Source organism: Exiguobacterium sp. s138, from assembly GCF_018618775.1.
Lineage (GTDB): Bacteria > Bacillota > Bacilli > Exiguobacteriales > Exiguobacteriaceae > Exiguobacterium_A > Exiguobacterium_A artemiae.
In genome coordinates, this window is record NZ_JACSMW010000003.1 from 556133 (window position 1) to 569179 (window position 13047).

The following is a 13047-nucleotide window of genomic DNA, read 5'->3' on the forward strand; positions in this document are numbered from 1 at the left end:
GTAAAGCGATATGGAGACTATCGGGCTCGAACCGACGACCTTTTGGCTGCCAGCCAAACGCTCTCCCAGCTGAGCTAAGCCCCCGTGTGTTTCTATAATGAGTATAACCATTGCTGTTCACTTTTTCAATATAAAATTAGACCGCTTACAAAAAAATCTCCTTCACCTTGCGGGTAAAGGAGAATCTTCTATTATTTGTTCAACTCACGCATAAGATCCGCCTGTCGCTCCAGTTCCGCCTCCTGCTCGAGAATCAGCACTTTTTTGTACGTCCGTGCTGAGATGATGATGCTGATTTCATATAACACGAACAACGGAACAGAAATCATCAAATGCGATGTGATATCGGGCGGTGAGATCAACGCCGCAATCACGAACAGCGCAAAATATGCATACTTCCGATTCTTCCGCATGAAGAACGGCGTCACGAGTCCGAGCCGTGTCAAAAACATCGTCACGACCGGCAACTGGAACAACACACCGAACGGAATCGTCAACCTGATCAGGAAACTGAAGTAGTTCTCGACGCCGATGACCTGTTCAATCCCAAGCTCTTGCCCGAGTTCCGTCGATACTTCGAGTAAAAACGGCAACAGCCAAAAATAAGAAAACGAAATACCCGCAAGGAATAAGAAAAACGTCACGGGAATATACGTCAACGTCGCTTTTTGTTCTTGGTCGTGCAGACCGGGACGGATGAATGCCCAAAGCTGATACATCCAAAACGGGGACGCCAAGACGATTGCGATGATGAACGCAAGATTCAGATATAACATCAGTGGATCAACAACGTTAAACGCATTCAGCCCAATTCCGAGTTCCTTTAAGTCGGCCTGTAAGAAACGGACGAGCGGCCGGACGAGCGGAAAGGCTGCGATAAACATGACCACTACAATGATGAGCGACCAGATGATCCGCTTACGCAGTTCATCTAAGTGCGATGTCACACTCTGTTCTTGATCGATCGCCATGATTCACTCACTTCTCTTTCATTTCGTCCTTTTTGTCCTTATCATCTTCCATGATGCCGTTCGTTGCGCTCTTGAACTCTTTTAACGTCTGTCCGGCAGCGCGGCCGAGTTCCGGTAATTTCTTCGGTCCGAAGATGATTAAGGCGACGACACCAATCAAAGCGATGCTCCCCGGTCCAATACCAAGTGTTAACGGGATTAAGTTTTCCATTATGATTTCACTCCTTCAGCTGATTGCGAATAATGCTTCATAAAATACACGAGCGACTGCAGCTCGATTGACAAATCGATGTGATGCACCCGAACGTGGGCCGGTACATTCAACCGGGCCGGTGTAAAGTTCAAAATGCCGGTCACACCATACTCTACTAACTCATCTGCCACTGACTGGGCGAACTGAGACGGTACCGTCAAGATGGCGACGTCGACATTGTTCGCTTTGATTTGTTCTTTCATATCTGACACATGATAAATCGGAACGTCCTGCGTCGTCGTTCCGACCTTGTCCTCATCGGCGTCAAACGCGATGACGATACGAGTACTATTATTCTTTAAAAAGTTATAATTTGCAAACGCTGTTCCGAGATGTCCGACCCCGATTAAGGCGACATTCGTGACCTCGTCTTGGTTGAGTGTCTTTCGGAAAAATGTTAACAAATGTTGAACATTATAACCGTACCCTTTTTTCCCTAACGCCCCAAAGTAGGAAAAGTCACGACGGATCGTCGCGGAGTCGACTTTGACCGCTTCGCTGAGCTCTGCTGACGAGACGCGCAACTTGCCGGAGTTATAAAGACTCTGGATAAAACGATAATATAACGGCAGCCGTTTCGCCGTTGCTTGTGGTATTTTTGTGTCTGGCCCATTCATACTGCAGTTCCCCCTTCGGCCACGTTCTGACGTGGCACCCAAATCAATGCAAAGAATTCTACTCCCCTTGATTGTAAACCACTTCACATAGAGTAACAAATATTATATTCGGCAGGATTTTTCGTGATAGACTAAAGGGTGGAAGGATGGATGGATATGATTCTCTTACAAGTAAACCAACTCTCAAAATCATTCGGCGTCGAGCCGATTTTAGACAATATTAAACTCGAAGTACAGGAACGGGACCGGATTGCCCTCGTCGGACGAAATGGTGCCGGAAAATCGACACTTTTAAAAATCATCGCTGGGGAGCTGTCACATGACTCGGGCGAGATCATGAAAAGCAAGGAAGTTCGGATCGGTTATCTTGCGCAGGACAGCGGACTTGAATCAAACGAATCGATTTGGAACGAGATGCTGACTGTTTTTGAGCATCTGCAGGATCAGGAACGGGCGCTTCGCCGGATGGAAATTGAAATGGGCATGGAGCACATTTTAAATGATCCGACTGCCTATGACCGTCTCCTGAAAACATACGATCAAGCGCAACACGACTTCTCGGAAGCCGGCGGCTATCAGTTCGAAGCCAACATCCGCTCCGTCTTACACGGGATGCGCTTTTATCCGGACGATTATTCCCGACGGATTCAGACGCTTTCTGGTGGACAGCGGACCCGGCTCGCCCTCGCGAAAATGTTGCTGCAGGCACCGGAACTGCTGATTCTCGATGAGCCGACCAACCACCTGGACATCGATACACTGTCCTGGCTTGAAAGTTACTTGTCCGGTTACCGCGGCGCTGTCCTGATCGTTTCCCATGACCGGTATTTCCTCGATCAAGTCGTCAACGTCGTCTATGAATTATCCCGGAACGTCTCCCGGAAGTTTACCGGTAATTATACGAAGTATCTCGAACAAAAAGCGGCGCTCTACGAACAGGAAATGAAACAGTTCGAACAGCAACAGGAAGATATCGCGAAGATGCAGGATTTCATCCAGCGCAACATCGCCCGGGCAACGACAACAAAACGGGCGCAAAGCGTCCGCAAACGTCTTGAAAAGGTCGACCGGATCGACCGGCCGGACGGTGACGAACGCAGTACGGTTCTGTCATTCCCGATTGAAAAGCAGAGCGGCAATGATGTGCTGCAGGTCAACCAACTCGCAGTCGGCTATGAAGAAGCCGTCTCGAAAAATATCACGTTCCGTCTGCAACGTGCGGAATCACTGGCGCTCGTCGGACCAAACGGAATCGGCAAGTCGACACTGCTGAAAGTGCTCGTCGGCCGTCTGAAACCGTTATTCGGAGAGTACCGGTTCGGAACCGGCGTCTCAATCGGTTACTACGATCAGGAGCAGGCGGAACTCAATGACCGTAACCGGGTCATTGATGAAATCTGGAACGAGTGGCCGTTGATGCGCGAACAGGAAGTCCGGTCCGTGCTTGGTCAGTTCCTCTTCAGCGGTGATGATGTCTTCAAACTCGTCCATGAATTATCCGGCGGGGAACGCGGACGCCTGGCGCTCGCAAAACTGAAGTTACGCAAAACGAATCTGCTGGTCCTCGATGAGCCGACGAACCACTTGGATCTTGATTCGAAGATGGTCCTCGAGAATGCCCTCGTCGACTACGAAGGGACTCTGCTGTTCGTTTCCCACGACCGCTACTTCATTGACCGCGTCGCGACGCGTGTCATCGAAATGAGTTCAGACGGTGTGACCGATTACCTCGGCGACTACTCGTATTACATGGAGAAAAAAGCCGAGAAAGAAGAAATTGCCCGACTCGAAGCGGAAGAAGCGAAAGCAATCAAAGTTGCGTCGACGAAGACGATTGACAAAGAAGCCCAAAAAGAAGCACGTAAGAAGAAACAGCAACTCGAACAGCTCGAGCAAGAGATCGAACGGTTGGAGAACCGGTCGGTTGAAATCGAACAGCTGTTGTGTGAACCGGAAGTCTTTAATGATATTCCGAAAGCGACCGCCCTGTCGGCAGAACGTGATCAGATCGACGTCGATTTGCTTGAGCTGATGGAACAGTGGGAGTCGTTCCACTGATGCGATCGAAAAGTTATCTGATCAATCTGATCCAAGGATTATTGTCCGGTGTCCTCTACTTCGTCCCGATGTATGCGGACTATGTCTCGGCTTTCATTCGTCCGGATGCCTTTAATGCCGTGTACCCGTTGTTCATCCTGATTTCCTGCATGATCGGTCTTGTCATCCAGACCTGGAGCGGACTGTTCGTCAGCTTATTGTCCGGTCTGATCTGTACGTTGTTGACAATTCAGTCGTTCGTCGAACTGAACGACCCGATGATCATGATGTATTACGGTGCTGTCTCACCACTGGTCGCCTTTTTGATCAGCTGTGTCGGAATCTGGGCACTTGCCGTCCTGTTTTATTTGCTCGACGGTTTTCAGTACAGCAAACGTCATAAAATGGAGTAAGTCACAAAAAAGACGAGAGAAGCAGATTCGATATCTGCTTTCCTCGTCTATTTGTATGGCATTGTCTTATTTCGTAGGACGCGCAATCGTAAAGATGTCACCGATTTTCGCGTAGTCATTGCCGGCAAGACGGGCAATTGCGTTTAATCCGTCTGCATCAATCCGGAAGGACTCTTCCAGTTCATCCACGACATGATAGCGGATGACTTCGCCAATCAATAAATCGGCTGTTTCAAGTTCGATGTGTTGCGTCAGCTTCAGCTCAAACCGGATTTTTGCTTCTGCGACCGCGGGAACATCAATCAAATCACTGTCAATCAGTGTCAGATTCGTCCGCTCCAGTTCACTTTCACCGTAGGCAAGCGGTGCTGCCGTCTCGTTGACTGCTTCGACGATCTCTTCACTGACGATATGGATGACATATTCTTTCGTTAACAAGATATTTTTAGCCGTATCCTTCTCCCCTTGATCCGTCTTTTGAACGGCAATCAACAGTTGAGGCGGATGACTTGAGGCGACGGTAAAGAACGAAAACGGGGCAGCATTGATTGTTCCGTCCGCTCCTCTTGTCGTGACGAAAGCAATCGGTCGCGGGATGATACTCCCGATCAACAATTTATAGTTTTCTTTTGGACTGAGTGACCGCGCATCAAACTTCATTGTTATAACCTCTTTCTCTGTTTACCCGAGCATGGCTGCGAGTGAATAGTCTCCAGCACCAATCAAGGCGACGCCAAGAGCGATGACGATCAGTGCCATGTTGTATTCGTACCCGTTCTGTGTCACCCAGTAACCATTTTGACCGTGCACCTTGATGATCGCAACGAGCATCGATCCGATAATCAGTGCTGCTGCGAACCATAAGAAGAGACCGCCGGCAAACAGTACGCCGCCGACCAGTTCCGCAAGTCCTGCCGCAAGCGCAAGTGTTTTACCCGGTTTCATGCCGATCGACTCAAACCAGCCGCCTGTCCCCTCAATCCCGTGTCCACCGAACCAGCCAAACAATTTCTGTGTCCCGTGTGCGGCAAATGTTAAGCCAATCACCAAGCGTATTAAAAATAATCCTAAATCCATCATCTTTCTCAAACTCCCTTTTACTTAATGTTTTTTAATTACTTTTAGTAACCCAAATAAGACTATAAACTATCACTTACTAAAAGTAAATAGATTTGTTTTTGTTCTTTTTGTTACATTAAGTAAAATGATTCGATTTTTTTAGTAGAAGCGGGTATACTACAAATATAGAAAGGATGAGTGCTGATGGAAGAGACATTGATTCCGGCTGCCCTTTGTCCGAAAGTCGAACATGCCTTTGAAATTTTGGGCAAGAAGTGGACGGGCTTGATTTTACGTCATCTCATGACAAAGACCTGTCGTTTCAACGAAATTCAAGATGCGATTCCGGAGTTGTCTGGTCGTATGTTAACGGAGCGCATGAAGGAACTTGAGGCGGAAGGTATTGTGATCCGGACCGTCATTCCGGAACGTCCGATTAAAATTCAATACAGTTTGACTGACAAAGGTCGTCAGCTTGAACCTGTCATTCGTTCAATCGAAGAATGGGCCGAGCTCCAAGACTGACATGAAAAGTCTCTTCACTCCGGAGAGGCTTTTTATTTTCAATTGTATTGAGAACGATTATCAATTAAACTGAAAGTGTTCACATTTTGGAGAAAGGATGATTCAGATGAATGTCATGATCGGCTTTGTCAGTATGTCCGGAAACACCGAAGATATCGTACATCTCCTGCAGTCGGAACTCGAACAAAAAGGCTGCATTGTTCATATACAGGAACTTGACCGGTTATATCCGTCCGACTTCTCTCAGTATGATGCCGTATTGCTCGGCTCCTATACATGGGGAGACGGCGATTTGCCGTATGAAGCGGAAGATTTCCTTGAAGATCTTGCCGACAGTGACTTGAACGGCTTGGCAGCTGCCTCCTTTGGTTCGGGGGACCGTGATTATCCGAAATACTGCGCCGCTGTCGATCTGCTCGAACAGACGTTACAATCAGCCGGTGCGACAATCACCGCTCCTGGTCTGAAGATCGAGTTTGATCCGGATACCCCGGAGAAACAAACTGCCTGTCGTCTGTTTGCTGAAGAATTTTTTGAACGGGCACAACGATTGTATGCGTGAACTACTCACCATTTATTTGCTTCGCAAATTGAAGTGGGCGCTTCTTGGGAAGACCGTACTTTTACGAGCTACGGTTATTGACCAAGCTCATCGGGTGGTTCCCACCCTGAAGGGGTTTCAGTCTGCTAACAGCAACAAGTTGATACTTGCGTTGATATCTCGATCATGATGCGCACCGCAAGTACATGTCCACTCGCGCACATCCAACGTTTTCTTCTCACCTTTCCTTCCGCAAGAAGAACAGATTTGGGTTGAGGCGTACCATTGGTCCGCTTTGATCAGTGTTCGTCCGTAGAAGGTGCATTTATAGGCCAACTGCCGGACGAACTCATACCAACTGACGTCTCCGATCGATTTGGCGATCGTATGGTTCTTCATCATGTTCTTCGACTTCAGTGTCTCGACGACGATGACTTGGTTCTCGTCAACGATCCGTTTCGACAGCTTATGAAGAAAATCTTGACGTTGATTTACAATCTTCTCATGCTTCTTGGCGAGGATCATCCTCGCCTTGTCTCGATTTTTACTCCCGGTTTTCTTGCGGGACAAGGCGCGTTGTGCCTTCTTGATCTTCTCTTCGGACTTTCGAAGGAAACGAGGATTGGCAACTTTCTCAGAAACCCACTCATCGTTTGTCAGGATGGCGAAGTGCTCCAGACCAAGGTCGATTCCTACTTTATTCTTGGCGGGAACCCATCGCTCTTCGGTCTGATCGACTAGGATCGAGATGAAGAATTTCCGGGTCTTCGTCATCGAGACCGTCGCGGACTTGATGACGCCAACGAACGGACGGTGCTGCTTCAACTTCACGAAACCAATCTTAGGAAGCTTCACCTTACCATCTTCGATACGGATGCTACCCTTCAGATTGTTGGTCGTGTAAGAGGCTCGGTCGTTATGCTTTGATTTGAATTTCGGAAATCCGACAGACTGATCCCGAAAAAAGTTTTGGTACGCTCTGTTCAAGTCCATCTGAGCGTTCGCAAGGGAAAGACTATCGACTTCTTTGAGGAAAGGGAATTCAGGCTTGTACTTCGCTGGGGTTGGGAGCTTTTGCTTTACGCCAGGGTTCAGTTTCGAGTCTTCATACAATCGGATTCGCTCTTCGAGCATCTTATTGTAGACGAAACGGACACAACCGAACGTCTTCATGAAATATTCTTGTTGGGGTTTCGTCGGATAAAGTCGAAACTTATACGCCTTCAGCAAAGCAATCACTCCTTTCCTTTTGATTCGTTATACTCATTTTATCGAACGATTGGAGTCTTGCAAAGTCAGGCGATTCATCTCCCACCTACGCCGGGTTCCGCCCTAAGATGCTTAGAGGTGGAAGAATTCTCGCTAAATTTAGTTAAGCGAAAAACCCCGGCTGCTGTCAGCCGAGGTCTTTTTTTGCTTTCCAGCGTTTTTGGATGTACCACGGGACAATCGTCAATACGAGGAAGACGATGATTGCTCCGATGATGAGTTGCGGATCCTTCGAGACGATGCTGCTCCCTAAAAAGTTATAGGCAAATGTCCCGGGGATAATTCCAATCAACGTCGCGAGGAAAAAGGATAACAAGCGGACTTTTGACAGTCCAGCGGCATAACTGATCAAATCGAAGTTGAAGATTGGCAACAGCCGGAAAATCAGGACATAGATAAATCCATTTTTCTCGAGTTGCTGCTGAATCTGATGGATTTTTCCGGCCTGTTCCTTTTTCTTGATCAACCCATTTCCAAGCTTTTGGGCAACTAAAAAAGCGACGATTGCACCAAGTGTCGCTCCGATGACGGTGTAAAGTGTTCCAAGCCAGGCACCAAACGCCAAACCGCCGGTAATCGACAGGACGGATGCCGGGAAAAAAATCAACGGACGAATCGTATAGAGTAAGATATACAGAATCGGCGCCCACATCCCGAATGATAAGATCCAGTCCTTGATGTCGGTCGGACTGAGGTTGAGATAGGAACGGCTGAACCAGATCAGTCCGCCGATCAAAAGAACAAGCACTAGAATCCTGATGAATTGTTGCTGGCGTGTCATAACATATCTCCTGTCTTTAGCAATAAACGCTCTCTCTTTATGCATTTCCCGAATTCGCTCCGTCTTACGCGTTTCACCGCTTTCGCAATGTGTGTTTCAGCTCAGACCGTTTTCGGGAACTACATAGAGATACCATGTAACTCAAGAAAGGTGATTATCATGACACAACCGATTAAAGCACTGGTCTTTGATGTCTACGGTACATTGTTTGATGTCCATTCCGTCAAAGTGAAAGCAGAGGAACTCTATCCGGAACACGGGGAAGCCATCAGTCAGGCCTGGCGTCAAAAACAGCTCGAATATTCCTTTTTACGTCAGTTGAACGGTCAGTACGTCCCGTTCAGCCAAGTGACACGTGATGCGCTCCGTTACGCCTTACTGCAACTGAAGCTCCACGTCACGGAAGAACATATTGCAGACCTGATGGAAGTCTATTTGAAGCTCGATCATTATCCGGAAGTCGATGATGTCTTACAGCAGATGGGTGATAAACAAATCGCTGTCTTCTCGAACGGTTCACACGACATGCTTGATCCCCTGATCGAACAATCCGGTCTCGCCGGACGGTTTGACCAGATCATCAGTGTCGATGACATCAAGCAGTATAAACCGACACCCGCTTCCTATATGCATGCGCTCAATACGCTCGGTCTCAAACGGGAGGACGTGCTGTTCATGTCATCGAACGGTTGGGACATCACCGGTGCGAAAAGTTTCGGTTTCCGGACAGCCTGGATTAACCGGTCGGGTCTGCCCGTCGAAGAGCTGAATCTCGATCCGGACAGTATTTATGATGACTTAACGGGTCTGCTGGAATGGAAATGAACAAAAGCGATGTTTGCCTGATCATCCAGGCAAACATCGCTTTTTGTTTAATAATTGGCCAGACGGGAGTAGCCTTTTTTAAAGAGATCAAGCTTCAGTCCACCGTCTTTTTCGATAAAGAACAGATATTCTTTTTGATCGGTATCTTTATAAAATACTTTATACAGCGTTAACGTCCGTTTTTTGTTGTTTTCACTGGCAACGACCTGGTGTTTCGAAATGACCTCTGCCTGGACTTGCTCTCCATCCAGACGATCAATCATTGGTTGGAATGATTTTTTCTCTTGTTCGGTTGCCGGTTTACCCGGTGCAATCGTAAAGAAGTCATCACTCGCTTTGTTCGTCAGACCATACTTCCGATCGACGATCACCACATTTTTCAGTTTGCCATCAACCGTCTGATCAAAGGCGTACAGTTTTTCAATCCGTGTCTGCTCACCTTCCGCCCGACCGATTTCGTACAGCGGCTTCTGCTTCGTATTCGTCTCGACGGCTTTTTTATCAGGGACGAGCTCTTCTTTGTAGGCGATTTGATAGGCATTGACGATTTCACGAATCTGTAAGCCGATTGCGACAATGACAAGTACACCTAATAACACGATGATGACTTTTTTCATTCCATTTTTCCCCCATGTCTTTCGAATTCCTTACTTTAAATCTAGCCCAGGTTCGGCATTCATGGCAAGTGTCGATTGGCGGCCTGCCCGGTAAGGGTGAATCGCTGCCGCTCCAATCATCGCGGCATTATCACCGCATAAGTGCATCGGCGGAATGACCAGTTCGATGCCTTCACGTGAACAGGCTTCCGTCAATCCTGCCCGCAGTCCGCGGTTGGCCGCGACGCCACCCGCAACAAGCAACTGTTTGCCGCCCTTTTCTTTGACGGCACGGATCGCTTTTGTGACGAGCACTTCGACGACGCTTGCCTGAAAACTGGCAGCCAGGTCTTCCGGAATGATGACTTCGCCGCGTTGTTCCGCGTTATGAACGGCATTGATGACAGACGATTTGAGTCCGCTGAAGCTGAAGTCATACGACTCTTTTTCGAGCCAAATTCGCGGGAAATGGAATGTATCCTGACCGGTTTGCGCCAATTGATCAATCCGGGGACCACCCGGATAAGGAAGTTTCAAGGTCCGTGCTACTTTATCATAGGCTTCGCCCGCTGCATCATCGCGCGTTTCACCGATGACTTCATACACGCCGTCTTCCGGCATGTAAATCAGTTCCGTGTGTCCGCCGGATGCAATCAAACAGACGAGTGGAAAGCGGAGTTCTTGTTCCAAACGGTTGGCATAGATGTGACCGGCGATGTGGTGGACACCAAGAAGCGGCTTACCGTGGGCAAATGCCAATGCTTTTGCCGCACTGACACCGACGAGTAACGCTCCGACAAGTCCCGGACCTTCCGTCACGGCAATCGCATCGATCTCATCGATTCTGACACCGGCTTCCGTTAACGCGTCATCGATGACATACGTGATCCGTTCCACGTGATGACGGGACGCGACTTCCGGAACTACTCCTCCAAAACGTTTGTGGCTTTCAATTTGAGAGGATACGACGTTCGATAAGACGTCTGTCCCTCCGCGGACGACAGCCGCAGCTGTCTCGTCACAACTTGATTCAATCGCTAATATCAACGGCTGTGTCATCACTCGTCTCCTTCCAGTTCCAACCAATAGATGGCTGCATCTTCATTATTATCTTGATAATATCGTTTTCTCGTTCCGGCATATAAAAAGCCCAGCTTTTCATACAACGTTCGTGCCGGCGTATTCGACACCCGTACTTCAAGCGTCATTGCCCGTAACCCTAATTGTCTCGCCTGTTCGATCAAAGCAACGAGCAGTGCTTCTCCGATTCCCGTACCGCGCGCCTTTTGTTTAACGGCGACGTTCGTGATATGTCCTTCATCAGCAATATGCCATAGTCCCGCGAATCCAATGATTTCTTCTGTTTCGGCGACCAGATAATACGCATTTGGATTTTGTGTCATCTCCGCGATGAACGATTCCAAAGTCCACGGGGTCGCAAACGACTCCAGCTCCACGGCATGCACACCCGGTGCATCAACGACCGTCATTTTTCGAATCGTAACCTTAGTCATGGCGTTGTGCCTCAATCCACTTGGCTTCTGCTTCGGCGAGACGCAGATAACGCGGTTCGAACGCGTGGGTCTCAACCGGTTCACGTTTAGCACCGAGTAAGGCGAGGACACCGGCCCGTGGTGCACGGAATGCGGGATCAACGATAGTGAAGGATTGAAGTTCCGTCGTGAACTTGTCTGTATCACCTGTGATTTTCGTGTCGGTCGGCAGTGTCTTGACGAAGTCAGCTATGACTGTATGCTGTTCTTCCCCCACCAGTTGACCCTCTTCATAGAAACCGACGAAACCTGTTCCACGACGGGCATCCTGAATCGCAACGATTCGTCCGGTTGATCCGGCCGATGCTGCCATCAATTCAAGCGTCGAAACCGGGACTAAATCAATACCCAGCGTATAGGCCAGTGTCTTCGCTGTCGTTGCACCAATCCGAAGACCGGTATATGAACCCGGGCCATCAGCGATGACAATCCGTGTTAAATCACGTGGCGACCAATTAACTTCCTGCATCATCCGTTCCAGTAAAGGCATCAGTTTTGTCGCATGATTCAAAGAAGTCACATAAGAGGCTTCCGCCAAAATCTGTTGTCCGTCCGATAACGCAACAGACAGTTGTTTCGTCGATGTATCAATCGCTACGATTTTCATTGCTTTAACCCCTCACATAGTTGGATATACTTCTCACCGATCGGTTCCAGACGAAAGCGGCGTGAATCATCACCCGTCCGTTCAATCGTAATCGCAAGACGTTCTGGTGGAAGGACATCGGCAATTAATTCCGACCATTCAACGACAGCGACACCGTCTCCATTTAAATATTCTTCAAGACCGATATCATCACCGCCTTCCAGACGATACACGTCCATATGATAGAGCGGCAGTCGTCCGGCGTAGACTTTCATGATCGTAAAAGTCGGACTGTTGACATTACGTGTCACCCCAAGACCTTTCGCAAATCCTTGTGTAAACGTCGTCTTTCCAGCTCCCAGGTCACCATCAAGCGTGATAACCATTCCTTCAAAGGCACGGTGGCCAAGTGTAACGGCAAGTGTCGTCGTCTGTTCGAGACTCGTCATTTCAAGTTCCATCATCGGTGTCCTCCTCCTTTTCTCTTACTCCATTGTACCGAACAAAAAAGACAAAAAAAAATACGAAACGCTGAACGTTTCGTAGTAAAGTTGAAGTTAAGTTTAAAATTGGTTGCGGGGGCCGGATTTGAACCGACGACCTTTGGGTTATGAGCCCAACGAGCTACCAGACTGCTCCACCCCGCGACGATAAACGTTTCGGATTTGAATTATAAAAATTGGTTGCGGGGGCCGGATTTGAACCGACGACCTTTGGGTTATGAGCCCAACGAGCTACCAGACTGCTCCACCCCGCGATGATATAACGTTTCGACAGATATTAATATAACATGTACTTTTAAAAAAGACAAGTCTTATTTCATTTTTTGATCCTTTTTTTCAAAAGAACTTATACTGACATCATTTCTTTCAGTACTTTTAAAAGAAAAACCGACCTGCAAAATGCAGATCGGTCTTTTACTGGCCTGGCAACGTCCTATCCTCACAGGGGGAAGCCCCCAACTACTTTCGGCGTTCAAGTGCTTAACTTCCGTGTTCGGCATGGGAACGGGTGTGACCAC

Annotated in this window: 17 protein-coding genes, 3 tRNA genes and 1 rRNA gene; 5 read left to right on the forward strand and 16 right to left on the reverse strand. The window is 48.2% G+C overall.

Annotation, left to right across the window (positions count from 1 at the left end; genetic code table 11):
• Positions 1-11: 11 nt before the first annotated feature.
• The 4 genes from KNP91_RS09965 to KNP91_RS09980 form a co-directional block, all read right to left on the reverse strand.
• Positions 12-84, reverse strand: a tRNA-Ala gene (locus tag KNP91_RS09965).
• A 107-nt stretch (positions 85-191) separates the two neighbouring features.
• Positions 192-971: a twin-arginine translocase subunit TatC gene (gene tatC, locus KNP91_RS09970; RefSeq protein WP_214765508.1), complete on the reverse strand. Its 780-nt coding sequence runs from the start codon at positions 969-971 to the stop codon at positions 192-194.
• Positions 972-978: 7 nt separating this feature from the next.
• Positions 979-1182 (reverse strand): twin-arginine translocase TatA/TatE family subunit, encoded by a 204-nt coding sequence (locus KNP91_RS09975; RefSeq protein ID WP_214765511.1) that lies wholly within the window; start codon positions 1180-1182, stop codon positions 979-981.
• Complete coding sequence (locus KNP91_RS09980; protein WP_214765514.1) at positions 1182-1841, reverse strand: redox-sensing transcriptional repressor Rex; 660 nt, start codon at positions 1839-1841, stop codon at positions 1182-1184. The genes KNP91_RS09975 and KNP91_RS09980 overlap by 1 nt, the downstream gene beginning before the upstream one ends.
• Before the next feature lie 156 nt (positions 1842-1997).
• Here KNP91_RS09980 and KNP91_RS09985 point away from each other — a divergent pair, with 156 nt between their 5' ends.
• Positions 1998-3899, forward strand: a complete 1902-nt coding sequence (locus tag KNP91_RS09985; protein ID WP_214765537.1) for an ABC-F family ATP-binding cassette domain-containing protein — start codon at positions 1998-2000, stop codon at positions 3897-3899.
• On the forward strand, positions 3899-4291 hold the full coding sequence (locus KNP91_RS09990) for a hypothetical protein (RefSeq protein WP_214765517.1): 393 nt from the start codon (positions 3899-3901) through the stop codon (positions 4289-4291). The genes KNP91_RS09985 and KNP91_RS09990 overlap by 1 nt, the downstream gene beginning before the upstream one ends.
• Positions 4292-4357: 66 nt before the next feature.
• Here the strand turns inward: KNP91_RS09990 and KNP91_RS09995 are convergent, their stop codons facing one another.
• Both KNP91_RS09995 and KNP91_RS10000 read right to left on the reverse strand, forming a co-directional pair.
• The gene (locus KNP91_RS09995) at positions 4358-4951 is read right to left on the reverse strand and encodes a flavin reductase family protein (protein ID WP_214765519.1); all 594 of its coding nucleotides are present in this window, start codon (positions 4949-4951) and stop codon (positions 4358-4360) included.
• A 21-nt stretch (positions 4952-4972) separates the two neighbouring features.
• A complete protein-coding gene (locus KNP91_RS10000) occupies positions 4973-5371 on the reverse strand; it encodes a DoxX family protein (protein ID WP_214765522.1) in 399 nt (132 codons plus the stop codon).
• Positions 5372-5554: 183 nt separating this feature from the next.
• On the opposite strand from KNP91_RS10000, the gene KNP91_RS10005 reads away from it, so the two are divergent.
• Entirely contained in the window at positions 5555-5875 is a 321-nt protein-coding gene (locus KNP91_RS10005; protein ID WP_285801099.1) for a winged helix-turn-helix transcriptional regulator, read from the forward strand.
• A gap of 97 nt (positions 5876-5972) precedes the next feature.
• Positions 5973-6437 (forward strand): flavodoxin, encoded by a 465-nt coding sequence (locus tag KNP91_RS10010; protein WP_012371655.1) that lies wholly within the window; start codon positions 5973-5975, stop codon positions 6435-6437.
• Positions 6438-6554: 117 nt separating this feature from the next.
• Here the strand turns inward: KNP91_RS10010 and tnpB are convergent, their stop codons facing one another.
• Both tnpB and KNP91_RS10020 read right to left on the reverse strand, forming a co-directional pair.
• Positions 6555-7646: an IS200/IS605 family element RNA-guided endonuclease TnpB gene (gene tnpB / locus KNP91_RS10015; protein ID WP_214849960.1), complete on the reverse strand. Its 1092-nt coding sequence runs from the start codon at positions 7644-7646 to the stop codon at positions 6555-6557.
• A gap of 166 nt (positions 7647-7812) precedes the next feature.
• A complete protein-coding gene (locus tag KNP91_RS10020; protein WP_214849963.1) occupies positions 7813-8466 on the reverse strand; it encodes a TVP38/TMEM64 family protein in 654 nt (217 codons plus the stop codon).
• Between the two features lie 159 nt (positions 8467-8625).
• On the opposite strand from KNP91_RS10020, the gene KNP91_RS10025 reads away from it, so the two are divergent.
• On the forward strand, positions 8626-9291 hold the full coding sequence (locus KNP91_RS10025) for a haloacid dehalogenase type II (protein ID WP_214849966.1): 666 nt from the start codon (positions 8626-8628) through the stop codon (positions 9289-9291).
• A 47-nt stretch (positions 9292-9338) separates the two neighbouring features.
• On the opposite strand, the gene KNP91_RS10030 is transcribed toward KNP91_RS10025, so the two are convergent.
• The 8 genes from KNP91_RS10030 to rrf all read right to left on the reverse strand — a co-directional run.
• Entirely contained in the window at positions 9339-9908 is a 570-nt protein-coding gene (locus tag KNP91_RS10030) for a hypothetical protein (RefSeq protein WP_214849969.1), read from the reverse strand.
• Positions 9909-9938: 30 nt separating this feature from the next.
• A complete protein-coding gene (tsaD, locus tag KNP91_RS10035; RefSeq protein WP_483297834.1) occupies positions 9939-10949 on the reverse strand; it encodes a tRNA (adenosine(37)-N6)-threonylcarbamoyltransferase complex transferase subunit TsaD in 1011 nt (336 codons plus the stop codon).
• Positions 10946-11401: a ribosomal protein S18-alanine N-acetyltransferase gene (gene rimI, locus KNP91_RS10040; RefSeq protein WP_012371661.1), complete on the reverse strand. Its 456-nt coding sequence runs from the start codon at positions 11399-11401 to the stop codon at positions 10946-10948. The genes tsaD and rimI overlap by 4 nt, the downstream gene beginning before the upstream one ends.
• Positions 11394-12047, reverse strand: a complete 654-nt coding sequence (tsaB, locus tag KNP91_RS10045) for a tRNA (adenosine(37)-N6)-threonylcarbamoyltransferase complex dimerization subunit type 1 TsaB (RefSeq protein WP_012371662.1) — start codon at positions 12045-12047, stop codon at positions 11394-11396. Before tsaB ends, rimI begins: the two co-directional genes overlap by 8 nt.
• Positions 12044-12490 (reverse strand): tRNA (adenosine(37)-N6)-threonylcarbamoyltransferase complex ATPase subunit type 1 TsaE, encoded by a 447-nt coding sequence (gene tsaE / locus KNP91_RS10050; RefSeq protein WP_012371663.1) that lies wholly within the window; start codon positions 12488-12490, stop codon positions 12044-12046. Before tsaE ends, tsaB begins: the two co-directional genes overlap by 4 nt.
• Before the next feature lie 106 nt (positions 12491-12596).
• Positions 12597-12673 (reverse strand) — tRNA-Met (locus KNP91_RS10055).
• A gap of 33 nt (positions 12674-12706) precedes the next feature.
• Positions 12707-12783, reverse strand: a tRNA-Met gene (locus KNP91_RS10060).
• 166 nt (positions 12784-12949) lie between these two features.
• A 5S ribosomal RNA gene (gene rrf / locus KNP91_RS10065) occupies positions 12950-13047 on the reverse strand; the annotation flags it as partial.